General features: G+C 56.7%; 19 protein-coding genes, 1 other RNA gene and 2 pseudogenes. 9 read left to right on the top strand and 13 right to left on the bottom strand.

Annotated elements, in window-relative coordinates; translation table 11 throughout:
• Positions 1–62: 62 nt before the first annotated feature.
• The 5 genes from carA to grpE all read right to left on the bottom strand — a co-directional run bounded on the left by carA (position 63) and on the right by grpE (position 6296).
• On the bottom strand, positions 63–1199 hold the full coding sequence (carA, locus tag BT204_RS22530; protein ID WP_003194208.1) for a glutamine-hydrolyzing carbamoyl-phosphate synthase small subunit: 1137 nt from the start codon (positions 1197–1199) through the stop codon (positions 63–65).
• A gap of 259 nt (positions 1200–1458) precedes the next feature.
• The gene (dapB, locus tag BT204_RS22525) at positions 1459–2265 is read right to left on the bottom strand and encodes a 4-hydroxy-tetrahydrodipicolinate reductase (protein ID WP_014719957.1); all 807 of its coding nucleotides are present in this window, start codon (positions 2263–2265) and stop codon (positions 1459–1461) included.
• Positions 2266–2275: 10 nt separating this feature from the next.
• Positions 2276–3400: a molecular chaperone DnaJ gene (dnaJ, locus tag BT204_RS22520; protein WP_054896114.1), complete on the bottom strand. Its 1125-nt coding sequence runs from the start codon at positions 3398–3400 to the stop codon at positions 2276–2278.
• Positions 3401–3716: 316 nt separating this feature from the next.
• Positions 3717–5633, bottom strand: coding sequence for a molecular chaperone DnaK (gene dnaK, locus BT204_RS22515; protein ID WP_014719959.1), 1917 nt, complete (start codon positions 5631–5633; stop codon positions 3717–3719).
• A 102-nt stretch (positions 5634–5735) separates the two neighbouring features.
• Entirely contained in the window at positions 5736–6296 is a 561-nt protein-coding gene (grpE, locus tag BT204_RS22510) for a nucleotide exchange factor GrpE (protein ID WP_034126999.1), read from the bottom strand.
• A gap of 254 nt (positions 6297–6550) precedes the next feature.
• Here grpE and recN point away from each other — a divergent pair, with 254 nt between their 5' ends.
• Positions 6551–8224: a DNA repair protein RecN gene (gene recN / locus BT204_RS22505; protein WP_072448340.1), complete on the top strand. Its 1674-nt coding sequence runs from the start codon at positions 6551–6553 to the stop codon at positions 8222–8224.
• 85 nt (positions 8225–8309) lie between these two features.
• Here the strand turns inward: recN and fur are convergent, their stop codons facing one another.
• Positions 8310–8714, bottom strand: coding sequence for a ferric iron uptake transcriptional regulator (gene fur / locus BT204_RS22500; RefSeq protein WP_003194220.1), 405 nt, complete (start codon positions 8712–8714; stop codon positions 8310–8312).
• Between the two features lie 98 nt (positions 8715–8812).
• Between fur and BT204_RS22495 the strand changes: the two genes are divergently transcribed.
• Positions 8813–9340 carry an outer membrane protein assembly factor BamE gene (locus BT204_RS22495; RefSeq protein ID WP_034126997.1) on the top strand — a complete coding sequence of 176 codons (528 nt, stop codon included), beginning with the start codon at positions 8813–8815 and terminating at the stop codon, positions 9338–9340.
• Positions 9341–9642: 302 nt separating this feature from the next.
• Here the strand turns inward: BT204_RS22495 and BT204_RS22490 are convergent, their stop codons facing one another.
• Both BT204_RS22490 and BT204_RS22485 read right to left on the bottom strand, forming a co-directional pair.
• A complete protein-coding gene (locus BT204_RS22490) occupies positions 9643–9945 on the bottom strand; it encodes an RnfH family protein (protein WP_072448338.1) in 303 nt (100 codons plus the stop codon).
• Positions 9938–10372, bottom strand: coding sequence for a type II toxin-antitoxin system RatA family toxin (locus BT204_RS22485; RefSeq protein ID WP_057975473.1), 435 nt, complete (start codon positions 10370–10372; stop codon positions 9938–9940). Before BT204_RS22485 ends, BT204_RS22490 begins: the two co-directional genes overlap by 8 nt.
• A 167-nt stretch (positions 10373–10539) precedes the next feature.
• Between BT204_RS22485 and smpB the strand changes: the two genes are divergently transcribed.
• Positions 10540–11022 (top strand): SsrA-binding protein SmpB, encoded by a 483-nt coding sequence (smpB, locus tag BT204_RS22480; protein ID WP_003176160.1) that lies wholly within the window; start codon positions 10540–10542, stop codon positions 11020–11022.
• A gap of 27 nt (positions 11023–11049) precedes the next feature.
• On the opposite strand, the gene BT204_RS22475 is transcribed toward smpB, so the two are convergent.
• On the bottom strand, positions 11050–11817 hold the full coding sequence (locus BT204_RS22475) for an FCD domain-containing protein (RefSeq protein ID WP_014719963.1): 768 nt from the start codon (positions 11815–11817) through the stop codon (positions 11050–11052).
• Positions 11818–12068: 251 nt separating this feature from the next.
• On the opposite strand from BT204_RS22475, the gene BT204_RS22470 reads away from it, so the two are divergent.
• The 6 genes from BT204_RS22470 (at position 12069) to BT204_RS22445 (ending at position 19981) form a co-directional block, all read left to right on the top strand.
• Positions 12069–13763 carry a lactate permease LctP family transporter gene (locus tag BT204_RS22470; protein ID WP_020301770.1) on the top strand — a complete coding sequence of 565 codons (1695 nt, stop codon included), beginning with the start codon at positions 12069–12071 and terminating at the stop codon, positions 13761–13763.
• Positions 13764–13833: 70 nt separating this feature from the next.
• Entirely contained in the window at positions 13834–16644 is a 2811-nt protein-coding gene (locus BT204_RS22465) for an FAD-binding and (Fe-S)-binding domain-containing protein (RefSeq protein ID WP_072448336.1), read from the top strand.
• A gap of 136 nt (positions 16645–16780) precedes the next feature.
• Positions 16781–17059, top strand: coding sequence for a hypothetical protein (locus tag BT204_RS22460; protein ID WP_020301768.1), 279 nt, complete (start codon positions 16781–16783; stop codon positions 17057–17059).
• 94 nt (positions 17060–17153) lie between these two features.
• Positions 17154–17550: a transfer-messenger RNA gene (gene ssrA, locus BT204_RS22455) on the top strand.
• 350 nt (positions 17551–17900) lie between these two features.
• Positions 17901–19148: a type II toxin-antitoxin system RelB/DinJ family antitoxin gene (locus BT204_RS22450; RefSeq protein ID WP_072448335.1), complete on the top strand. Its 1248-nt coding sequence runs from the start codon at positions 17901–17903 to the stop codon at positions 19146–19148.
• Between the two features lie 8 nt (positions 19149–19156).
• Positions 19157–19981: a DNA adenine methylase gene (locus tag BT204_RS22445; RefSeq protein WP_199772300.1), complete on the top strand. Its 825-nt coding sequence runs from the start codon at positions 19157–19159 to the stop codon at positions 19979–19981.
• Here BT204_RS22445 and BT204_RS22440 read toward each other — a convergent pair.
• The 4 genes and pseudogenes from BT204_RS22440 to BT204_RS22425 form a co-directional block, all read right to left on the bottom strand.
• Entirely contained in the window at positions 19978–21240 is a 1263-nt protein-coding gene (locus BT204_RS22440) for a phospholipase D family protein (protein ID WP_072448331.1), read from the bottom strand. The two genes, BT204_RS22445 and BT204_RS22440, sit on opposite strands and share 4 nt — an antisense overlap.
• A gap of 88 nt (positions 21241–21328) precedes the next feature.
• Positions 21329–21606: pseudogene (locus tag BT204_RS22435) on the bottom strand (hypothetical protein).
• A gap of 176 nt (positions 21607–21782) precedes the next feature.
• Positions 21783–22194, bottom strand: a pseudogene (locus BT204_RS22430) (transposase); the annotation flags it as partial.
• 531 nt (positions 22195–22725) lie between these two features.
• Positions 22726–23529, bottom strand: coding sequence for an HNH endonuclease (locus BT204_RS22425; protein WP_072448327.1), 804 nt, complete (start codon positions 23527–23529; stop codon positions 22726–22728).
• Between the last annotated feature and the right edge of the window lie 319 nt (positions 23530–23848).

The raw sequence follows: 23848 nt of genomic DNA, 5'->3' as shown, positions 1-23848 counted from the left end.
GAACAATCTTTGAAGAGCCTGCGGGGGCCACCGCAATCCGGGGCCGCCCGCAGACCACTCAGTCAGCGTCGCTTGGCCATCTCATTGATGAAACGGTCGAACAGCGGCGCTACGTCGTTCGGGCCCGGGCTGGCTTCAGGGTGGCCCTGGAAGCTGAACGCGCTCTTGTCGGTGCGCTCGATGCCTTGCAGGGAGCCGTCGAACAGCGACTTGTGAATGGCGCGCACGTTGCTAGGCAGGGAGGCTTCATCCACCGCAAAACCGTGGTTCTGGCTGGTGATCATCACAACGCCGGTGTCCAAGTCTTGTACCGGGTGGTTGGCACCGTGGTGGCCGTGGCCCATTTTCAGGGTCTTGGCGCCGGAGGCCAAAGCCAGCAACTGGTGGCCAAGGCAGATGCCGAACACCGGAATCTCGGTCTCCAGCACGTCCTTGATGGCCTGGATAGCGTAGTCGCATGGCTCAGGGTCACCCGGGCCGTTGGACAAGAACACACCGTCCGGCTGCATCGCGAGCACATCGCTGGCAGGGGTTTGCGCGGGCACCACGGTCACACGGCAACCGCGCTCGACCAACATGCGCAGGATGTTGTACTTGACGCCGTAGTCATAGGCGACCACGTGGTAAGGCAGATCGGCAGCCTCGATAGTCGCGTGGCTGTCGGTCTTCAGATCCCACACAGTGGAACGCCACTCGTACTTCTCTTTAACGCTGACGACTTTCGCCAGGTCCATGCCCTTCAGGCCCGGGAAACCTTGCGCCGCGGCAATCGCCGCCTCTTCGGAGATATTGTCACCGACCATGATGCAGCCGTTCTGCGAGCCTTTTTCACGCAGGATGCGCGTGAGGCGGCGCGTATCGATACCGGCGATCGCCACAACGTTGTTGGCTTTCAGGTAATCGGACAGCGACATCGTGTTACGCCAGTTGCTCGCAACCAGTGGCAGGTCACGAATCACCAGGCCCGCCGACCAGACACGATCAGACTCGACATCTTCCGGCGTAGTGCCGGTGTTGCCGATGTGCGGATAGGTCAGGGTAACGATCTGTTGGGCGTAGGAAGGATCGGTAAGGATTTCCTGATAGCCGGTCATGGCAGTGTTAAACACCACCTCTCCAACGGTCTGACCGTCGGCTCCAATGGCTTCGCCGCGAAAAATGCTGCCATCAGCAAGGGCGAGTATGGCTGGCTTAGTCAAGAAGACCTCCCGTAAATAAAGCCTGAAAGGGCGATCGCAGGTTGTAAAAAAGCGGAGTGACGTATGGACACGTCACCCCGCTTCTTCACTGAATTATTCTGCGCGCTTTTAGTGGACACACTAAAGCTGTAGCTTACAGAAAAAGGCTTTTTTGGTCCACCGCTAATGAGCCTTAAAGGCAGGGGAATGCGACAGGACGTCGCCTAGCGGGTAAAAACGGGGGCACAGGATAATCCTGAGCCCCCGTTTTAGCTACTGCTTAGTGCAGGTCCAGCACGTCACGCATGTCGTACAGGCCCGGCTCGCGGCCGTCCAACCAAAGCGCAGCACGCACCGCGCCCTTGGCGAAAGTCATGCGGCTGGAGGCTTTGTGCGTGATCTCCAGGCGCTCGCCTTCGGTGGCGAACAGCACGGTGTGATCGCCAACCACATCACCACCGCGCACGGTTGCAAAACCGATGGTGTCGCGTGCGCGCTCACCGGTGTGGCCTTCACGCCCGTATACCGCCACTTTCGACAAATCGCGGCCCAGCGCATCGGCAATAGCTTCACCCATGCGCAACGCAGTGCCCGACGGAGCGTCGATCTTGTGACGGTGATGAGTCTCGATAATCTCGATATCAGCCTCGTCACCTAGCACGCGCGCCGCCAGGTCCAACAACTTCAGCGACAGGTTCACGCCCACACTGAAGTTGGCGGCGAAGACGATCGGAATATCCTTGCCCGCCTCCACTAGCAACTGTTTCTGCTCGGCACTCAAACCGGTGGTACCAATCACCATGGCCTTGCCCGCCTTACGGCAGAAGGCCAGATTTTTCAGCATCACTTCCGGCAAGGTGAAGTCGATCAGCACGTCGAATTCGTCCGCCACCTGCTCGAGGTTGCCAGACAACGAAACACCGATGCGACCCAACGAGGCCAACTCACCTGCGTCCGCGCCGATCAACGTACTGCCTGGGCGAACAATCGCCGCCGTCAGCCCGGAGGCCGGCGAGCGTTGCTGCACCGCCTCGACCAGCGTCTTGCCCATGCGCCCGGCAGCGCCCATTACGGCTATACGTCGCATATTCAGATCCTTACAGGTCGCCGAAGAAGCGTTTTACACCGTCGAAGAAGCCCGTAGTCTTCGGCGAGTGCGAGTCATCGCCTTCCAGCGAGCTGCGGAACTCTTCCAGCAGTTCACGCTGACGACGATTCAGGTTCACCGGGGTTTCAACCGCCACACGGCACATCAGGTCGCCAGCACCGCCACCGCGCACGGGCGCAACGCCCTTGCCACGAATGCGGAACTGCTTGCCGGTCTGAGTCCCCTCGGGAATCTTGAGCTTGACCCGACCATCCAGCGTCGGAATCTCCAGCTCGCCACCCAGGGCCGCATCAACAAAGCTGATCGGCACTTCGCAGAACAAGTGCTTGCCGTCACGCTGGAAGATCGAGTGCTCGCGCACATTGATCACCACGTACAGGTCGCCCGTGGGGCCACCCTGGGCGCCCGCCTCGCCTTCGCCCGACAGGCGAATACGATCACCGGTATCCACACCCGCCGGCACTTTCACCGACAGCGTCTTGTACTCTTCGACGCGGCCTTCGCCGTGGCAGGAATCGCACGGATCGGAAATGATCTTGCCCTGGCCATGGCAACGCGGGCAGGTTTGCTGCACCGAGAAGAAGCCCTGCTGCATGCGCACCTGCCCGATACCGCCGCAGGTCGGGCAAGTGATCGGCGAGGAGCCTTTCTTCGCACCCGAGCCGTCGCACGGCTTGCAGTTGACCAGCGTCGGCACACGGATATTGACACTGGTGCCGCGCACGGCTTCTTCCAGGTTCAGCTCCAGGGTGTAACGCAAGTCACTGCCGCGCTGAGGGCCACCACGCTGGCCGCCCCGGCCGCCGCCGAAGAAGTCGCTGAATACGTCGCCGAAAATATCGGAGAAGTTCTGGCCACCAAAACCGGCACCGCCGCCACCCATGCTCGGGTCGACGCCAGCATGGCCATACTGGTCGTAAGCCGCACGCTTATTGGGATCACACAGGCATTCGTAGGCCTCGTTGGCCTCTTTGAACATCTCTTCGGATTCTTTGTTATCCGGATTACGGTCCGGGTGGTGTTTCATCGCCAGGCGACGGTAGGCCTTCTTCAGGTCCGCCTCGCTGGCGCCACGCTCCACACCCAATACTTCGTAATAGTCACGCTTTGCCATAAGTCTTTGCACTCTTAAGGACGTTCGACCTGGCCCTCCTGAACCCTGCCAAACTCGTTGAGCCCCAATACAGGCCCGGACCCAACTCACGTCAATTCAACGATCCTGGTCATTACTGCTTTTAGCCAGGGAGCCGGCCAAAAACGCGGTGACTGTCATTCGGAAAGCAGGAGCATTCCCGTTCACACCGCCAGCATCCGAGCGTTGTCGCATGCTGTAAAAATTCGCATACCCCAGACACGCCAACGCGGGAGCAAGCTCCCGCGCGGCGACATCCTACCAGTCACCGCTTGTGCGCGGTCAACCGGGCGACAACTTACTTGTTGTCTTTAACTTCTTCGAACTCGGCATCGACAACATCGTCGTGCTTGGCTTCAGGCTCTGCTTGTTGCGCAGCGCCGTCAGCCGGCTGGCCTTGCTCGGCGTACATTTTCTGAGCAACTGGCGCGGAGACTTTCGACAGTTCCTCAACCTTGGCTTCGATGGCAGCCTTGTCGTCGCCTTTAATAGCGGCTTCCAGGGCAACCACTGCTGCTTCGATTGCAGTTTTCTCTTCGTCGGTCACTTTGTCGCCAGCATCAGCGATCATTTTGCGCGTCGAGTGAACCAGCGCGTCACCCTGGTTACGGGCGCCTGCCAACTCTTCGAACTTCTTGTCGGCTTCAGCATTGGTTTCAGCATCACGGATCATCTGTTGAATTTCTTCATCAGACAGGCCGGAGTTGGCCTTGATGGTGATCTTCTGCTCTTTGCCGGTGGCCTTGTCTTTCGCGCCGACGTGCAGGATGCCGTTGGCGTCGATGTCGAAGGTCACTTCGATTTGTGGCACGCCACGTGGTGCTGGTGGAATCTCAGCCAGGTCGAACTTGCCCAGGGACTTGTTCTGTGCGGCTTGCTTACGCTCGCCCTGCAGCACGTGGATAGTCACGGCGCCCTGGTTGTCATCGGCAGTCGAGAACACCTGGGATTTCTTGGTAGGAATCGTGGTGTTTTTCTCGATCAGCGCAGTCATCACGCCACCCATGGTTTCGATACCCAGGGTCAGCGGGCTTACGTCCAGCAGCAGCACGTCTTTTACGTCACCGGCCAATACCGCACCCTGGATGGCAGCCCCCATGGCAACGGCTTCGTCCGGGTTCACGTCTTTACGGGCTTCTTTGCCGAAGAACTCGGTGACCAGCTTCTGAACCAGTGGCATACGGGTCTGACCGCCCACCAGGATCACGTCGTTGATCGAGCCAACGTCGATACCGGAGTCTTTCAGCGCGATGCGGCAAGGCTCGATGGTGCGCTGAACCAGGTCTTCAACCAGTGCTTCGAGCTTGGAACGCGAGATCTTCACGTTCAAGTGCTTAGGACCGGTAGCGTCTGCAGTGATGTACGGCAGGTTCACGTCAGTCGACTGAGCGGAAGACAGCTCGATCTTGGCTTTTTCAGCGGCTTCTTTCAGGCGCTGCATGGCCAGCGGGTCACCCTTGAGGTTCATGCCGCTTTCTTTCTTGAATTCGTCAACGAGGTAGTCGATCAGACGAATGTCAAAGTCTTCACCACCCAGGAAGGTGTCACCGTTGGTGGCCAACACTTCGAACTGGTGCTCGCCGTCAACTTCTGCGATCTCGATCACGGAGACGTCGAACGTACCGCCACCCAGGTCGTAAACGATCACGGTGTGGTCGCCCTTGGCCTTGTCCATACCGTAAGCCAGCGCGGCTGCGGTTGGTTCGTTGATGATACGTTTTACATCCAGGCCCGCGATGCGGCCGGCGTCTTTGGTGGCCTGACGCTGGCTGTCGTTGAAGTAGGCAGGAACGGTGATCACCGCTTCAGTCACTGCTTCACCGAGGTAGTCTTCGGCGGTCTTCTTCATCTTTTTCAAGATTTCAGCCGAGATTTGCGGCGGCGACATTTTCTGGCCGTTCACTTCAACCCAGGCGTCACCGTTGTCGGCCTTGGCGATTTTGTAAGGCACCATCTTGATGTCTTTCTGTACGACTTCTTCGTCGAACTTACGACCGATCAGACGCTTTACCGCGTACAGGGTGTTGTGCGGGTTGGTCACCGCCTGACGCTTGGCCGATTGACCGACGAGGATTTCACCGTCGTTGGCGTAAGCGATGATCGACGGAGTGGTACGTGCGCCTTCGGCGTTTTCAATAACTTTTGCAACGCCGTTTTCCAGCACTGAGACGCAGGAGTTGGTGGTCCCCAGGTCGATACCGATAATTTTGCCCATGATTTACTCTCCCGAAACTTGAATTTGGTTGCCGCAGCAGTTTTGGCTAACTGCGGTAGCACTTAAACGCTTGACTTATAGATGGGGGCCTTGCGGCGAATTTCAAGCCTGCTCATCAATAGAAGGTGCAACGGGTGAAGGAGCCTTGCTCACCACCACCATTGCCGGACGCATCAGGCGACCGTTGAGCTGGTAGCCCTTCTGGAACACCTTGATGACGCTATTGGGTTCCAGGTCATGGCTTTCCTGCATGGCCATGGCTTGGTGATGTTCAGCATTGAACGGCTCGCCGGCTTGCGGATCGATAGCTTCCAACTGATAACGCTTCAGGGTGTCCTGGAACATTTTCAGGGTCAGCTCGATGCCTTCGCGCATTGGGCGGATGTTTTCATCGTCCGGGTTGGACAACTCAAGACCACGCTCCAGGCTGTCGATGATCGGCAGCAGGTCACCGGCGAATTTTTCCAGCGCGAACTTGTGAGCCTTCTCTACATCCTGCTCGGCACGGCGGCGGACGTTCTGCAGATCGGCGGCAACACGCAACGATTGATCCTGCGCAGCGGCCAATTGCTCTTCGAGCACTTGCACACGAGTCGCCAGTTCATCACCGGCAGCCGAATTGGCGTCTGGAGTTTGCGTATCCTGCGTCTGTTCGTCAGCCATAGATTTCTCCTTTCAAAATCATGCGCGAACTCAACTCGCGCTTCTGCTCCGGTATATGGGGCCACAATTTTCAGGTTCAAGGGCGCAGGCGTTACCAAAAGTCTTTCGATTGACCTGGATCATTTCCTTCTCCCTCATTCCACATCGCGCTAAAAAAATACGAGACTCAAGCAAATCGAGCTAAGCGTCAGGATTGTCAGGCCTGAACAAAACACTGTATAAATAACCAGACCTAAAGCCTGGGAGCGGCCGTCATGCTCGTGCACCTGTCTGTACATAACTACGCCATCGTTGAACATCTGGATCTTGAACTGGATCGCGGGATGAGCGTAATCACAGGCGAAACCGGCGCCGGCAAGTCGATCATGCTCGACGCCCTCGGCCTGACGCTTGGCGACCGCGCCGACAGTGGCGTGGTACGCCCTGGCTCCGACAAGGCCGACATCCTGGCCACCTTCGACCTGGCGGACATCCCCGAAGCCGAAGCATGGCTGGCCGAGCGCGACCTTAATAATGAAGGCCCCTGCATTCTGCGCCGGGTGATCACCGCCGAGGGGCGCTCCCGCGGCTATATCAACGGCACGCCTTGCCCACTGGGCGACCTGAAAGCCCTGGGCGAATTGCTGATCGATATCCACAGCCAGCACGAACACCAATCCCTGCTGAAAACCGATACCCACCGTCGCCTGCTCGATGAGTACGCCGGCGCCACCGATCTTTCCCGGCAAGTTCAACTGGCCGCCCAACGCTGGCGCCAGACACGCCAGGAACTGGAACGCCTCTCCAACTCCGGCGACGAACAACGCGCCCGCCACCAGTTGCTCAGCTACCAATTGGAAGAGCTCGAAAGCCTTGGCCTGGGTGAGACAGAGCTGGAGCAACTTGAGCAGGAACACAAGAACCTGACCAACGCCGAAACCTTGCTGGGCATCTGCCGCCAAGTGGTCGAGCAATGCAGCGAGAGCGACTCCGGCAATGTGCTCAACGCACTGACCGCCAGCCTCAACCGCCTGTCCAGTGTGAACAATGCTTCCGGCTCACTGAGCGAAGCAACCACCCTGTTGACCAGCGCGCAGATCCAGGTTGAAGAGGCCGTGGGCGAACTCAATCGCTTCCTGGACCACTTCGACGCTGACCCCGCTCGCCTGCAGGAAATAGAAGAGCGCCTGGACACTATTTATACCCTGGCTCGCAAGCATCGAATCCAGCCGACTGAAGTCGCAACCATGCAGCAGAAACTGCTGGATGAAATCGAAACACTCAACGCGAACGACGAATCCATCGAACAACTGGGCGAGGAGCTCGCTTCGTTTGCCCGTCATTATCAGGAAAAGGCCCGGGAGCTGAGCGCTCTGCGCCAGCAGGCAGCTACTAGCCTGGCAAGCGCCGTTGAGCTGGAAATCCAACGCCTGGGCATGCCAGGCGGGCGCTTCACCATCGAGTTGCACCCCAACGCCACTCAAGAATTGCAGCCTCATGGGCTGGAGCACGTCGAACTGCTGGTGAGTGCCAACCCCGGGCAACCGCTCAGGGCCCTGGCCAAAGTGGCCTCCGGCGGCGAACTCTCGCGCATCAGCCTGGCGATCCAAGTGATTACCGCCCAGACCTCACGCGTACCCACCCTGGTATTCGATGAAGTGGATGTGGGCATTGGCGGGCCAACCGCAGAAATTGTTGGCCAATTGCTGCGTCGCCTGGGGGATCGCGGCCAGGTGCTTACGGTGACCCACTTGCCGCAAGTGGCAGCCCAAGGGCATCAGCACCTGTTTGTGCATAAGGTTCGAGGTAGCGACGCGACACACACCGCCGTCTCCAAGCTGAACAAGTCGGAACGGGTGGAAGAAGTGGCGCGGATGCTCGGCGGTATCGACTTGACCAAGGAGTCCTTGGCTCACGCGAAAAAAATGGTGGTAGCCGCGAAGGCCTGAAGCGACATTTTCCACTCTATAGAAAGCACGAAGGCGACCCGAGGGTCGCCTTCAATCGTTTCGCAAAGCAAAACTGCGTCGATTTTTACTTTTTCTTACGGATGTACAACACGAGATTGTGGTCGACCAAATCGAACCCGTGCTCCTCAGCAATCTTGTGCTGCAGCGCTTCGATTTCAGGGCTGGTGAACTCGATAACCTCATTGGTATCCAGGTCAACCATGTGGTCATGGTGACCACCGTCAGCCAATTCAAACACCGCATGACCGCCGTCGAAATTATGACGAACCACCAGCCCTGCGGCTTCAAACTGGGTCAGTACACGGTAGACCGTGGCCAGGCCGACGTCCTCATTAGACTCCATCAGCGCCTTGTAAACATCTTCGGCACTCATGTGGCGCTGCTCAGCAGAATCGAGCATTTGTAGAATCTTGACTCGTGGCAGAGTCACTTTGAGACCGGCTTTGCGTAGTTCGCTATTTTCAACCATGGTTAGCTTTCTCGCGGATGCTGCTTCGCAGCTTCTCTTAATACGGGTATGATCGGCGTTTACGTTGTCCCAGCCAAGATAGTGGAAGTCGCCCACCGATGCAAAACACCAAGCTCTTGCTAACCAGTTTCACCTTTGTGGGACTGCTCGCACTCGCCGGTTGTTCATTCCCCGGGGTTTACAAAATCGACATCCAGCAGGGCAATGTCGTCACGCAGGACATGATAGACCAGTTACGCCCGGGAATGACCCGACGGCAAGTACGGTTTATCATGGGCAATCCCCTGCTGACCGACACTTTCCATGCCGATCGCTGGGATTATCTCTACAGCCTGCAGCCTGGTGGCGGTGAACGCCAGCAGGAGCGCGTCAGTGTCATCTTCAATGGCAATGACCAGCTCGTGAGCCTGTCCGGTGACTTCATGCCCGGCGTAAGCCGCGATGAAGCCTTGCTGGGCAAGGACAGCGGCACCAACGTGACCGCACCTGCGCAAGAAGCCGAAAAACCGAAATCCGAGGTACCGGCCAAGCCAGGTTCGTTGCTGGACACCATCCAGAAAGACATCGACAACGTGGAAACCGTGCCCGTCCCGACGCCTCAGCCTCTGGACACCAGCCCGCAATAATTTTGCGCTCGATAAAAAGCCCGGCATGCCGGGCTTTTTGTTGCCTGCCATTTACATAGGCATCTACATAACCTTGGTGCGACGTGAACCTGTGGGAGCTGGCTTGCCTGCGAGCGATCTGACAGTCGACCAGGATCCTGGATCAGATCGAGTACATATCCGTTATCGGGACCGCCCCCTTCCACATTTGGATCGTGGGCATCAGGTAGATATGCGCCGGCTATCAGGGCGTCATCGCAGGCAAGCCAGCTCCCACAGTTGGATCGCGGCGCTCCAGATAGCTAGGCTGCCATTTGGCAAGCTCAAGAATTCGTTTGCCTGGCCAATGCCGCCTTGGCCGCGCGCAACCTGCGCACCTCTTTAGGGTCGGCCAGCAAAGGCCGGTAGATCTCAATACGGTCGCCCGCTTGTACGCAACGCGCCCCGGCATCCACGACAACCTTGCCAAATATACCCACCGGGCAATCAGCCAGATCAACATCAGGAAAATGCGCCGCCATTCCCGACGCTCGCACCGCCTCGCGCAAACTAGTGCCTTCAGCCACCTTTACCCCCAGCAACACCTGGCGATCCTCAGCGGCGAACACCACCTCAATCTCAACCATGCAGTTGCTTGGCGCGCTGACAGAACGCGTCCACCAGGGTATTGGCTGCCTGATTGAACAAAGGCCCCAACGTCGCACGAACAATCGGCCCGGCATAATCAAACGAAAGATCCAGGCTGATCTTGCAAGCCTTGTCCGTCAGGGCCTTGAACACCCACACACCGTGCAGTTGGGTGAACGGCCCTTCCTGCAGGTTCATTTCGATGGATTGGCCCGGCACCAGCACATTGCGCGTCACAAAATGCTGGCTGAGGCCGCCCTTGGCCACCCCCACACTGGCAACCATGTGCTCGTCACTGCTCTCCAGAACCTCGGCTGTCGAGCACCAAGGCAGAAACTCCGGGTAACGCGCCACGTCGTTGACCAGGTCATAGAGCGCGTGCGCCGGATAGGGCAACAGGGCCGAACGTTGAATATGCGTCGTCATGTGAGCGTTACTTCCACTGCTTAAGGCAAACATCGCGAAAGAACAGCCCAATCCGCGAGAGAAAAAAACCAAAGAACTGCCCGCATTGTCCGGGATTCGTCCAACTCGCTCAAGCACACAGGTTGACCGTAGCCGACACGCTCGCAACTCCCTATAATGCCGCCCCTATGGCTAAACAAAAGAAACACCCCACAGGGACCATCGCGCAAAATAAAAAAGCGCGACACGATTACTTCATCGAACATCGGTTCGAGGCTGGTCTGGTCCTGGCCGGCTGGGAAGTAAAAAGTCTGCGTGCCAGCAAACTGCAGTTGGTCGACAGTTATGTGCTGCTCAAGGATGGCGAGGCATGGCTGCTTGGCAGTCATATCACCCCGTTGACCACCGCGAGCACCCACGTGATTGCCGACCCGGTGCGTACGCGCAAGTTGTTGCTCAATGCCCGCGAGCTCGAAAAGCTCGCCGCAGCCGTGCAGCAAAAAGGCTACGCGTGCATCTGCTTGTCCTGGTACTGGAGCAAGCACTTGGTCAAATGCGAGATCGCATTGGGCAAGGGCAAAAAGGAATACGACAAGCGCGACACCGAACGCGAGCGCGATTCCAATCGCGAGCTGCATCGCGCCGTGCGCAACAAAGGCAAGGAAGAGTAATCCTTGTGACGGTGTAGCCCACGCGGGCTACATCCCTTTGCGTCGCTCCGCCCGAGCCACGCGTTGAACCTCCTGACGCACCTCCTCCAATACCTCCTGCACATACAGCAAATGCCGTGTCGAGACTTCGCGCGCCTGCTCCGCCCGCCCCTCGATGATGGCCAGGTACAAGTCCCGATGCTGATTGATCAGCATGTCGCGGGTCTCAGTACGCTGCTGGTACATGCCACCAATATTCGTCACCACGTTACGCTTGAGCAGGTCGAACAGCCCGCGAATGGTGTGCAGCAACACGGCGTTATGACTGGCTTCGGCAATCGCCAAGTGAAACCGTGCATCCGCAGCACCCTCCTCCACTCGACTCACTTCGTCGGCGCGCGCATAGCAATCCTGCAACGCTTCAAACGCTGCGGTCAGCCGTTCACGGTCAACCTCCGTGGCGCGTAACGCCGCGTAATAAGCACACGAAGCCTCAAGGGTCTGGCGAAACTCCAGCAGATCGCGCTGCGCTTCGGGATTGCTTTCCAACAAGTGCAGCAGCGGATCGCTGAAGGTCGAACCCAGGGAGTCCACCACATAGTTGCCACCGCCCTGGCGACTGACCAGCAACCCCTTGGCCGCCAGCTTCTGAATCGCCTCACGCAACGAAGGGCGCGACACACCAAAGCGCTCAGCCAACGCGCGCTCGGCCGGCAAGCGCTCGCCCGACTTCAGCGTGCCCTCGAGAATCATCCCCTCAAGCTGCTCGACAATATCGTCAGACAAACGGCGCTGACGCACCTGATCAAACCCCATAACTCACTCTCCGCCATCCCGATCACTCGCCGGGGCCCCTATTCTGGCCTATCGACGTGCCGGCAGCACCTATCAGAACGCCTTCAATTTCGCCGATCAGAACACCCCGCCTCCCGACCTACGACCAAAGTTTCGCAGGCGGCAAATTGACACACCCCTGCCCAGGCTCTTAATCTAGCCCACAGCGATTGTAAATTGGTATTACCAATTACCCAAGCTCACCAAACAACAACAATCAGGGGCCACCCCATATGCAAACCTGGCAACAGCTTTACAGCCCACTCGGCAGCCTCGGCCTGTCCGCACTGGCCGCCGTCATTCCCATCGTATTCTTCTTCCTGGCGCTGGCCGTGTTCCGCCTCAAAGGCCATGTGGCCGGCAGCATCACCTTGGCCCTGTCGATCCTGGTCGCCATTTTCGCCTTCCAGATGCCGGTAGACATGGCGCTGGCTGCGGCCGGTTACGGTTTTGCCTACGGCCTGTGGCCCATCGCCTGGATCATCGTCGCGGCGGTATTCCTGTACAAATTGACGGTCAAGAGCGGCCAGTTCGAAATCATCCGCAGCTCCGTTCTGTCGATCACCGACGACCAGCGCTTGCAGGTGTTGTTGATCGGTTTTTGCTTTGGCGCCTTCCTCGAAGGCGCGGCCGGTTTCGGCGCGCCCGTGGCAATCACCGCCGCGCTGCTGGTGGGCCTGGGCTTCAACCCGCTGTACGCCGCCGGCCTGTGCCTGATCGCCAATACCGCGCCTGTGGCCTTCGGCGCGTTGGGCATTCCGATCATCGTCGCCGGCCAGGTCACCGGTATTGACGCGTTCAAGATTGGCGCCATGACCGGCCGCCAACTGCCGCTGCTGTCGCTGTTCGTGCCGTTCTGGCTGGTGTTCATGATGGACGGCCTGCGTGGCGTTCGCGAAACCTGGCCGGCAGCCCTAGTGGCCGGCTTGAGCTTTGCCGTCACCCAATATTTCACCTCGAATTTCATTGGCCCAGAGCTGCCGGACATCACCTCGGCACTCGCCAGCCTGATTGCCCTGACGCTGTTCCTGAAAGTCTGGCAACCCAAGCGCACCGCAGGCGCACAAATTGCCGGCGCTACATCCAGCGTGGCGGTCACCTCCAGCGCCGGCGGCTTCGGCTTGCCGCGCAACACCGTGGTTTCGCCCTACAGCCTGGGGCAAATTTTCAAGGCGTGGTCACCGTTCCTGATCCTCACCGTACTGGTGACTATCTGGACCCTCAAACCCTTCAAAGCCCTGTTCGCCGCGGGCGGTTCGATGTACGGCTGGGTGTTCAATTTCGCGATCCCGCACCTGGATCAACTGGTGGTTAAAGTCGCGCCCATCGTGACCAACCCCACCGCGATCCCGGCCGTATTCAAGCTGGACCCGATATCTGCCACCGGCACTGCGATCTTCTTCTCGGCACTGGTCTCCATGCTGGTGTTGAAAATCGACGTCAAAACTGGTCTTACCACTTTAAAAGAGACCTTCTTTGAGTTGCGCTGGCCGATCCTGTCCATCGGCATGGTGCTGGCATTCGCCTTCGTCACCAACTACTCCGGCATGTCCTCGACCATGGCCCTGGTTCTGGCCGGCACCGGTGCTGCCTTCCCGTTCTTCTCGCCATTCCTTGGTTGGCTGGGAGTTTTCCTGACAGGCTCCGATACCTCATCCAACGCCCTGTTCAGCTCATTGCAAGCCACTACCGCGCACCAGATCGGCGTCAACGACACCCTGCTGGTAGCCGCGAACACCAGCGGTGGCGTGACCGGCAAAATGATCTCGCCGCAATCGATCGCCGTGGCCTGCGCCGCCACCGGCCTGGTGGGCAAGGAATCCGACCTGTTCCGCTTTACCCTCAAGCACAGCCTGTTTTTTGCCACCATCGTCGGGCTGATCACCTTGGCGCAGGCGTACTGGTTCACCGGTATGCTGGTGCACTGAGACCTGCACGTAATAGGGTAAGAATCGACGCTGGGGCATCCTTCCGGCGTCTGCTATTTCTGGAGGACCGATGAGCCTGCCTGCTGCTTTCCTGAGCGACGTCGCACAACTGATCCCGCAAGATCGTCGCTTCGACGATCCACTTTCCACCCTCGCCTTCGGCACCGACGCCAGTTTCTACCGACTGATCCCACAGCTGGTGATCCGCGTGGAGTCAGAAGACGAAGTGGTAACACTGCTGCAACTGGCCCAGCGCGACCGCGTACCGGTGACCTTCCGTGCCGCAGGCACCAGCCTCTCGGGCCAGGCCATCAGCGACTCGGTGCTGATCGTGCTGGGTGATAACTGGAATCACCGCGAAATTCGCGGGCAAGGCACCCAGATTCGCCTGCAACCCGGCGTGATCGGCGCCCAGGCCAACGCCTGGCTCGCACCGTTCGGGCGCAAGATCGGCCCGGACCCTGCGTCCATCAATGCTTGCAAGATCGGCGGTATCGTCGCCAACAACGCCAGTGGCATGTGCTGCGGCACGGCGCAAAACACCTACCACACCCTGGCGGGCATCCGTCTGGTGCTGGCCGATGGCAGCCGCCTGGACACCGAAGATGCCGCCAGCGTGCAAGCCTTCCGCCAGTCACATAGCGCACTGCTTGAACGCCTGGCTACATTGGGCCGCGAGACACGGGCAAATACTGAGCTGGCGGCAAAGATCCGCCACAAATACCGCCTGAAAAACACCACCGGCCTATCACTCAATGCCTTGGTGGATTTCGATGACCCCCTGGATATCCTCAGCCACCTGCTGGTCGGCTCCGAGGGCACCCTGGGGTTTATCAGTGCGATCACCTACGACACCGTGATCGATCACCCAAACAAAGCTTCGGCGCTGATCATCTTCCCGGATGTCGAAACCTGCTGCAACGCAGTCACCGTGCTGAAAACCCAGCCAGTCTCTGCCGTTGAACTGCTGGACCGACGCAGCATGCGTTCGGTGCAGGACAAACCGGGCATGCCCGCTTTCGTACAGCACCTATCGGAAAACGCCTGCGCACTGCTGATCGAATCCCGCGCCGCTTCGCCATCGCTGCTGCACGAACAACTGACGCGGATCATGGCGTCCCTGGCGGCGTTTCCCGTGGAGAAACAAGTCGACTTCACCGAAGACCCATTGGAAAACGCCCGCCTGTGGGCGATCCGCAAAGACACCTTCCCGGCCGTAGGTGCCGTGCGCCAAACCGGCACCACCGTGATCATCGAAGACGTGACCTTCCCGGTAGAACAACTGGCGATTGGCGTGAACCGCTTGATCGCACTGTTCGACAAACATCACTACGACGAAGCCATCCTTTTCGGACATGCCCTGGAAGGCAATCTGCACTTTGTGTTCACCCAGGGCTTCAACAGCAGCGAAGAAGTCGCACGCTATCAAGCGTTCATGGACGACGTCGCGCAACTGGTTGCCGTGGAGTTCGGTGGCTCGCTGAAGGCCGAACACGGCACCGGCCGTAATATGGCCCCTTTCGTTGAACTGGAATGGGGCAGCGACGCGTACCAACTGATGTGGCAGCTAAAGCGCCTGCTCGACCCCAACGGCATCCTCAACCCCGACGTGGTACTCAGCGAAGACCCGCAAATCCACCTCAAACACCTCAAGCCCCTGCCCGCCGCCGATGAGCTTGTGGATAAGTGCATCGAGTGTGGGTTCTGCGAGCCGGTGTGCCCGTCAAAAGGCCTGACCCTGAGCCCGCGCCAGCGCATCGTGATCTGGCGCGACATCCAGGCCAAAAAACGCGCAGGCGTGGACACCACCGAACTGGAAGCGGCCTACCACTACCAGGGCATCGACACCTGCGCCGCCACCGGCTTATGCGCGCAACGTTGCCCTGTAGGCATCAATACCGGCGACTTGGTGAAAAAGCTGCGCAGCCGCGAGGCCGACCGTACGAAAACCGCCGACTGGCTCGCCAGCCATTTCGCCACCGCGCTGCAAGGTGCGCGCTTTACCCTGCACGTCGCCAACGGTGCGCGCATGTTGCTGGGCGCCCCACGGCTGGCCAAGCTCTCGAGCACGCTGACCAAGCTGTCCAAAGGGCAAATTCCGCAGTGGACCAACGCCATGCCACAGCCGGAAAAAGCCATCCGCTTCAGTCCGGCAGTGACGGACGCGCGCCCGCGCGTGGTTTACCTGGCAGCCTGCGTCTCCCGCGCCATGGGCCCGGCAGCCGGCGATAAAGAGCAAATGTCGCTGTACGACAAAACCCGCCAACTGCTGGAAAAAGCCGGCTACCAAGTGGTCTTCCCCGACAACCAGGACAGCCTCTGCTGCGGCCAACCCTTCGCATCCAAAGGCTACGCCGAGCAGGCCGAACACAAGCGCCAGGAACTGATCGGCGCCCTGCTCCACGCCAGTCGTGGCGGCCTGGACCCGATCTACTGCGACACCAGCCCCTGCACCCTGCGCCTGGTGCAAGAGTTGGGAGAAACGCGCCTGGACCTCTACGACCCAGTGCGCTTTATCCGCACCCACCTGATGGACCGCCTCGACTTCACACCCCAGGAAGCGCCCATCGCCGTGCACGTCACCTGCAGCACCCAACACCTGGGCGAGAGCCAGGCCCTGATCGAACTGGCACGACGCTGCGCAAAAACCGTGGTGATCCCCGAAGGCATTCATTGCTGCGGCTTTGCCGGCGACAAAGGCTTCACCACACCAGAGCTCAACGCCCACTCCCTGCGCTCACTCAAGGACGCCGTGCAATATTGCAGCGAAGGCATCTCCACCAGCCGCACCTGCGAGATCGGCCTGAGCCAGCATGGTGGCATTGACTACCACGGCCTGGTTTACCTGGTCGACCGAGTCACTCGCGCCCGCGCCCACTGACCCGGCAAAAAAACCGAACCCTGACGCACCGGCGCAGTCATCTGCATAGGCCTCGACAAACGAGGCCCCTCAGTGATGTCGCTGGCAGCGGTTGCACGCCAGCAGCGTCGAGCCCTTTTGCGCAAGGAGACACCCTATGAAGCGTTCCGCTCTTGCTGGCTTGTTCATGACCGCTGCGATGCTCGCCTCCCCTGCTTTCGCCGCCGGTGACAAAGACCTGTGCCAGATCAACCTGGACAAAATCAACAACGGCAAAGCCCTGCTCGCCACCGACACCAGCGGTAAAAGTGGCGAAATAGACACCGCCGTCTCCCAGGCCAAGGCCGCCCACGCCGCCGGTGATGAGAAGAAGTGCATCGAAATCACCTCCAAGGCCCTGCAAGACCTACAGAACAGCGAGAAAGGCGGCCAGTAAGCGAGAGGGCCAACCTTCGGGTTGGCCTTCGCTGACGTTTTGGCGTACACTGCACAGGCTTGTCACTCACTAAGAAACAACGAGTTACAAGCACGGGGCCGTTTAGGATTCGACGCCGGTCGCGAAACTTTAGGTGCATGCCGAGTTGGTAACAGAACTCGTAAATCCACTGTTGCAACTTCTTATAGTTGCCAATGACGAAAACTACGGCCAGGAATTCGCTCTCGCTGCGTAAGCAGCCTTAGCCCTGAGCTTCTGGTACCTTCGGGTCCAGCAATCACCAGGGGATGTCTGTAAACCCAAAGTGATTGTCATATAGAACAGAATCGCCGTGCAGTACGTTGTGGACGAAGCGGCTAAAACTTACACAACTCGCCCAAAGCACCCTGCCCTTCGGGTCGCTGAGGGTTAACTTAATAGAAACGGCTACGCATGTAGTACCGACAGCGGAGTACTGGCGGACGGGGGTTCAAATCCCCCCGGCTCCACCAATTCATCATCTAAAGACGTCCATGGACGTCTTTTTTTGTGCCTGAAAAACAGATCAGAAGGTGTAAACCTTATGCGAACGGGACAAGGACGAGACATTAGGGAAAAATAAATCCGTCCCTTTTTCCACAGGTCAAAATCGCACCAGCGCCAACTGTCTGGCTAACAAAATCTTAGGATGTGCTGGTACGACTACCGACGGTGAACGTCAGTGCTCTGGCCTAGCTGCTGCAGCACAGCTGGGTATCCGCCGGCTAGGTGTAATGCCGCTGGCTTACGAACCGGGTGAAAAATGGCGAAACTGTTACTCTTCAAGTGTGCTACATTGTATGTCGCATGAGGAGTTTCAAATATGTCGATCAAGCCCACTACGACAATACGCATCGACCTAGACGTCAAGAGATGCGCCGGCGAGGTGTTCGACTCGATTGGCATCAGCATGTCCGCCGCAATTAATAGTTTTCTTAAAGCGGTGGTTCGCGAGGGCACCATGCCATTTGATATGAAGATAGAACGACCAAAACTAGACTCTAAATCCGGAAATGCGACACTCAATCATGCGTTTATCGTCAAGAAGGATGAGTTCTATACGCAGTATGAGGACGTCGCTAGAGAAATGGTGAAGCATCGAGAGCAGCTAAAGGGAAAGACCATACTTTGTAACTGTGATGACCCTTTTGAATCGGCCTTCTTCCGGTTCTTTGTGCTTCACTTCAACAACATCGGGCTAGCGGGGCTGACATCCACATGCTACGCAAGCTCTCCAATCGCAGGGCAGGAGTATCCACTAGAGGGGGGGCCGGGCGCCTACAAGGCGGTAGTAACCGAAGTACCTGACGAAACGCTTGTGAGGCCAGACGGTTCGCTGGATTTAGAGTCCTTGTTTGCTATGCCAGGCAACTCTCTAGTGTATCTTGCAGGTGATGGCGATTTTCGGTCCGACGAATGCGAAGCTTTGCTTGAGGGCGCAGATGTAGTGGTCACCAATCCACCCTTCAGCCTCTTCCGCGAGTACATTAGCCTGCTGGAGCGTCACGAAAAGTATTTCATTATCCTTGGAAACATGAATGCTGTGACGTACAGGGAGGTTTTTCCGCTCTTTCGTGACGATAAAGTCTGGTATGGGGAATCCATACGCTCCGGGGATCGTAAATTTTATGTGCCTGATAGCTACCCGCTAAACGCAGCTGGCTGTGGTATAGACGAGAGAGGGCGACGCTTCATCCGGGTGAAGGGCGTACGCTGGTTTACCAACTTGGACACTAGCAGGCGGCACGATCCCATAGTATTGACTCGACGATATACGCCGGAAGAGTACCCACATTACGAGAACTACGATGCTATCGACGTTGGGCGCACCCAAAATATTCCTATCGACTACGACGGGATCATGGGCGTGCCGATCACTTTCCTAGACAAATACAGTCCTGATCAGTTCGAGATCGTTATGCTTGCCAACGGTAACGCGCGCAGCAACGTACCTGCTAAGACTCTTGCAAGAGTTGGGTATCGTCCGCATCCTGAGGACAAGGGAGGTGTCGGTATCATAAACGGTCGGCGCGTATATGTACGAATTCTGATCCGCAGGAAATCCTCATGAGCTGTGTAATGCGCGTACCTTGCGCATATCAGGGCGGCAAGCAGCGCGTAGCGGCTCAGATCGTCGACCATCTGCTCAAGGCCGCCCCAGGGCCGGACTCGCGATTCTACGACCTGTGCTGCGGATCTGGCGCGGTGTCAATCGAGCTGGTTAACAGAGGGGTCGATCCATCACGCATTTGGATGCTCGACATCAGCTCTTGGGGGGCCTTCTGGTCCGCGATTGGATCCGGTACGTTCAATATGGACGTGTTTGATCGATTTTTGTCAGAGCTGCCGATTGATAAGCGCGATCTTAAGGCTCACATGTTGTCGTTATCGGCGCTCCCGGTAGGTGACCATGAGGTAGAATTTTATCCGGTACTTCAGGCCTGCTCCTTTGGTGGAAAGCAAATTTTTCGCAACGGAGAACGTTGGGCCAATGCGTGCTTTCGGGACTACTGGGAACCAACCGCGACTAGCATACGCCGCAGCCCTGCGAATCCAATGCAACCCTCTTCAGCCGAGCTGCGTCGCAGAATCGATGCGCTCGTGACTGGAATGAAAGGAGTGACCTGTCTCAACATGGATATCATGACGATCCTAAGTGACCCCTTTCCCAGCAATGCTGTCGTGTATATAGACCCGCCATATCAAAGCACGACAAGGTATGCGTTCAGCTTCGATGTAACATCGTTCATAAACCGCTTTCGCGAAGCAAACCAGGTCCCTTTGTTCGTTTCCGAAGGAGCTCCGTTGAGTGACAACGCTGTGATGCTCAAGTTCGGGGGGGCAAACGGCGGCATTAGCGGAATTCGGAAAGTAAAACACCAGGAATGGCTAAGTCGCCTCTAGAGCAGGCCAAGCTGCCTAGCTTGATTTGTTCTCCCGTTTCGAGCCGTGATTCTTGAAACTTCCCGGAAGTTTTCAAGCTCAGACTCTGGAAATACAGACATAAAGTAGTAATCATCCTGAATCTTAGCAAAGGTAATTATCTTGAATTGCAAGTAGAGCAGTAGCTCACCTTTGGCACCATAGCGCTCAGCTTCGGCAGTGTTAAGGTCTTTAAAAGTTTCAGTAATCTTAACTTTAGAAGAGTTTTCGCCTTTTACTTGGAGTCTCCACGTACCATTTGCCTTTTCTCCATCAGGAAAGAGTATGGTGTTGCCTGCGTAGTCAACCCCCTCGAAGTTAATGGTAATATCTTTACCCTTAGCAGTATCTGTAGGATTTAGACCAAAAAACATGACCCCGCCTTGCATGAACCCTGGTTCGCCAAGATCAAAATAGGTCCCTGTGGGGTCCCCGCTCTCAACCAGAGACTTCATTGACAGATCAAGGATATTTCGTGATCCGCCAGTCATCTTCCTCGTTTCAAACCAAATAGTCTGATCCGCATCACTTTGGGGTGGTGAGATAGGACTTGCTGGGGCAGCGGATACCGAGGCCGCTTTCTTGCTCTTCGGTATGGTAAGGCGAGGTAGCTTTGCAGGGGCACCGTCACCGAATAGACGCCCCAGAGCTCCATCCTGTGTGGCAGCTTTCGCTCGGCGTATTTGCTCGATCGCTTCGTTAAATATGTAGCCGTTTTGGAGGAGCTTATGTATGTCGTCTTGTGCGCCTATCGACATGAATGAGTCTTTGAGTAAGGTTAGATTCTCGATGTAGTCATCCAACCCCTTCAGTATTTTCACGTCATTGGCCCCCGATCCATCTACCGGGATGAGTACTGAGCTTTCGAAGTTAGTCCACAGGCCGCCTCCGGTCAAATTGTGTGAGCCAACCACTAACAGTCCCTTGTCCTTACCCACAAATTGGTAGATTTTTGGATGGAATGTTTGGCCTGTTTCAGAGTGGACAACATTCAACGAATCAGTATGAAGTAGCAAAGCTGTAAGAGCTTCGTACGACGTCCCGCCTAGGTCGACGCCGACGTAAACATTTACCTTCCCCCCCTGTTTTCTGAACCTTTCGAGCGAGTCCTTGATTCTGAGAACGCCGCTGTTCTTTGCGAAGGCGACCGCGATGTTCAGGGTGTGATAGTCCGATGAGTCGAGCAGCTCGATCAAACGGTTTCCAAGCTGCCCGGTAAAGGGCTGGTTCATAAGCTCCATTAATTTCTCCTTTGAATGAGCGTTCTGGGCGTCACTAGATGGTGTCAGACGTCTGCGCGATGCGGTATTTGGGGAAGGTCGAGCAGACTCAGAATTGTTGGCCGGCATCAGCCACTATTTTACGGGTGCGAATAACTAGAACGTTACCGCATTTCGGGCATTGCCGATTGGCTGTTTTTTAGGTTTTGCACGTGCTCGCGGTGGTAGGTATGCGCATCCAGTTGCCAGTGAGCAAACAGCCGCAGCAAGAGTTCGCAGCCATCACCCATGGCCCAAGGCGACTTTAATCGCGTGATGTGCAGCTTGGGTGGAATAAGCCAGCTCAGCATGTCCCATGACCTGCACGATAATCGGCGTGAAATCCATTTCTAAACTATCCAAAATATTTAGATAATCTGGATAGTACCGAAATTAAGCGTAATTGAGCGAGACTATTGAACTGCCCCTTATGCGCTAACTCGTACCGCAAGTCAGAGATAGGTTGCGTTTCGGCCATAGCCTCTTCATCGAGCGCTTCAAGGTACTCTGCATGGCACGGGTGCTTTAACCAAGCCGGCGTCCATGCGGCGCTCCAGCAGTTCATTGAACAACCAGTGAAACAGATCGCTGCCCCGAAAACGGCCGTGTCGGTTCTTGGAAAACGTCGACTGATTAGGGACTTCATCTTCAAGGCACCATCGGCAAACCAGCGATACGCCAGGTTCAAACAGGCTTCTTCGCACAACCGCGGCTCGGAGCGAATGCCGTAGCAATAACCCACGATCAGCATGCGGATCATCAGCTCAGGATCATCGACGGACGTCCAATCGGGCTATAGAAGTCGGCGAGGTAATTCCGAAAGTCGCTCAGATCGAGACACGAATAAATGCTGCGCAGAAAATGATTGGCTGGGGTGTGATCTTCAAGGTTGAACGAGTAAAACAAGCGCCCCTGCCCACTCGATAACTGTGCCACGCTGTCTGGTCCCCCCGCCGACCAATGCTGAGATTCTGCCGAAGGTCAGAAAGGGGATCTACTTTTGCAACAGACCCGGCCAGTTTCTGCCACTCACCACCTTCAGCCTCTCATTAAGCGTAACTCATAGATGAGAACCAAGGGTGTAAAACCGATTACAAGCGACGGGCCAGAGCATGGCTATCTCGTGAGGTATTCCAATCAAAATATAAAAATAAATTTAATGATAATAATCAATGAGATAGAACATCAATTCAGATTGCCCCGGCCAAAACGAACGAAAAAAGACGTCTATGGACGTTTTTTGTGTGCCTGAAGTCCAGTAAATATGGGGAAAAATAAACCCGCCTCCTTGTTCCAGTCCCATTTTCCAGTGGGATGAAAGGCTGCTACCTACACTGTACCGATCAGGAGACTGCGCAATACTTTGAAAGCCGGCTTGCCGGTTACATTAACGGCTAATGGGCCCGCCGGTAGGATGTCACTATCCAGGATTCAGCCTCACAACCGTAGGCTGAACACAGTAGAAAGCTAAGGCTCGATTACCCATCGCCCGCGCAACATGCCTTTCAGCTCATTAACGCTCAGCGTCATATCCCGCTTGCGATGGACAACGGCGTGACAGTTGGCGCACAACGTAACGAGGTCGGTCTCAGGATTCACGGTTTTCTCACCACCAAAGTCCGAAATCGGCACTATATGGTGAACGTGAATGAAGCCCCTCGCGTGCTCGCCGTACGCCTGTTCGAAATCAAAGCCACATGCCTTGCAGTCAAGCCCGTGAATAGCAATGGCCTTCATCCTCAGATCTTTCCGGCGTTCGTAACGGGTTCCAAAGTAACTTGACTTGCTGCCTTCATTGGCCGATTCAAAGGTCAATGAATCGCCTTCGGAATTTGGCGCAACCTGGTCAGCCTGGGGAGACAGGAGCTTCGCATGACTTAGGATTGCATCGTAATCCAGTTGGGAAACGGACCGAACCCCGTCACGCCAATAGTTGTTCACGCGAGTAGCGGGGATCGTCTCCAGGTACGCTCCGTTAATTTTCGAGGGGATAGCGCCTTCAAACGGAGTGAAGTTTTCGATCAAAGCAAAAAGGTCACCCTTATCACTCTTCCGGTCTGCGTAGACCTTGCCGATGCGTGCCATACCAAAATAATGCGGATCGGTGCTGAGGCGGACAGAAGCAAAGGTTTTGTCCTTGATGCGTCCTTTGTAATAGATCACTTCGGTTCCCTCAGCAAGCCAGGCTTGGTACCGCTTGGGGAAGTGATAGACAGCACCGGTCTCGTCTTGCCATTGCGATGTGTCGTTTTCAACGATGACTGCGGGCATTCCATTTCCTCTCGACTGATGGAAAAAGCCTACCAAAAAAGAGGAAACTTCTTACAAAATATTCCAGCTCAACTTTTATAAATTAATAAGGTGAAAAAACTTTTCAGCTTCCCCCGGAATCAACAAAAAAGACGTCCAAAGACGTCTTTTTTGTACCTGGCATTCCATCAACCACAATGCTAGTGTCGCCCCATGACTGCCTATTGCCTCACCTCGACAACCACCACCACGACCGCATCAAGCGGAGCGTGCGAGGTGTCGTGAGCCAATAACAAACGAACACTTCAAAGGCCCGCCAGCGATGGACAGGGCCTTTTTT

This window comes from Pseudomonas sp. NFPP02 (genome assembly GCF_900119355.1).
GTDB classification, from domain to species: domain Bacteria; phylum Pseudomonadota; class Gammaproteobacteria; order Pseudomonadales; family Pseudomonadaceae; genus Aquipseudomonas; species Aquipseudomonas paracarnis.
Note: the sequence above shows the minus strand (reverse complement) of the source record. Positions and strands in the feature narration are given on the sequence as shown.

Bases quoted from the DNA above. Each gene is read 5' to 3' on its own strand.
- BT204_RS22450 (WP_072448335.1), top strand. From the start codon at position 17,901: ATGTCGATCAAGCCCACTACGACAATACGCATCGACCTAGACGTCAAG.
- BT204_RS22425 (WP_072448327.1), bottom strand. From the start codon at position 23,529: ATGCCCGCAGTCATCGTTGAAAACGACACATCGCAATGGCAAGACGAG.
- dapB (WP_014719957.1), bottom strand. From the start codon at position 2,265: ATGCGACGTATAGCCGTAATGGGCGCTGCCGGGCGCATGGGCAAGACG.
- dnaJ (WP_054896114.1), bottom strand. From the start codon at position 3,400: ATGGCAAAGCGTGACTATTACGAAGTATTGGGTGTGGAGCGTGGCGCC.
- BT204_RS22475 (WP_014719963.1), bottom strand. From the start codon at position 11,817: ATGGGGTTTGATCAGGTGCGTCAGCGCCGTTTGTCTGACGATATTGTC.
- dnaK (WP_014719959.1), bottom strand. From the start codon at position 5,633: ATGGGCAAAATTATCGGTATCGACCTGGGGACCACCAACTCCTGCGTC.
- BT204_RS22490 (WP_072448338.1), bottom strand. From the start codon at position 9,945: ATGGTTGAGATTGAGGTGGTGTTCGCCGCTGAGGATCGCCAGGTGTTG.
- grpE (WP_034126999.1), bottom strand. From the start codon at position 6,296: ATGGCTGACGAACAGACGCAGGATACGCAAACTCCAGACGCCAATTCG.
- BT204_RS22445 (WP_199772300.1), top strand. From the start codon at position 19,157: ATGCGCGTACCTTGCGCATATCAGGGCGGCAAGCAGCGCGTAGCGGCT.
- BT204_RS22465 (WP_072448336.1), top strand. From the start codon at position 13,834: ATGAGCCTGCCTGCTGCTTTCCTGAGCGACGTCGCACAACTGATCCCG.
- BT204_RS22485 (WP_057975473.1), bottom strand. From the start codon at position 10,372: ATGACGACGCATATTCAACGTTCGGCCCTGTTGCCCTATCCGGCGCAC.
- fur (WP_003194220.1), bottom strand. From the start codon at position 8,714: ATGGTTGAAAATAGCGAACTACGCAAAGCCGGTCTCAAAGTGACTCTG.
- BT204_RS22495 (WP_034126997.1), top strand. From the start codon at position 8,813: ATGCAAAACACCAAGCTCTTGCTAACCAGTTTCACCTTTGTGGGACTG.
- BT204_RS22470 (WP_020301770.1), top strand. From the start codon at position 12,069: ATGCAAACCTGGCAACAGCTTTACAGCCCACTCGGCAGCCTCGGCCTG.
- smpB (WP_003176160.1), top strand. From the start codon at position 10,540: ATGGCTAAACAAAAGAAACACCCCACAGGGACCATCGCGCAAAATAAA.
- recN (WP_072448340.1), top strand. From the start codon at position 6,551: ATGCTCGTGCACCTGTCTGTACATAACTACGCCATCGTTGAACATCTG.
- BT204_RS22440 (WP_072448331.1), bottom strand. From the start codon at position 21,240: ATGGAGCTTATGAACCAGCCCTTTACCGGGCAGCTTGGAAACCGTTTG.
- BT204_RS22460 (WP_020301768.1), top strand. From the start codon at position 16,781: ATGAAGCGTTCCGCTCTTGCTGGCTTGTTCATGACCGCTGCGATGCTC.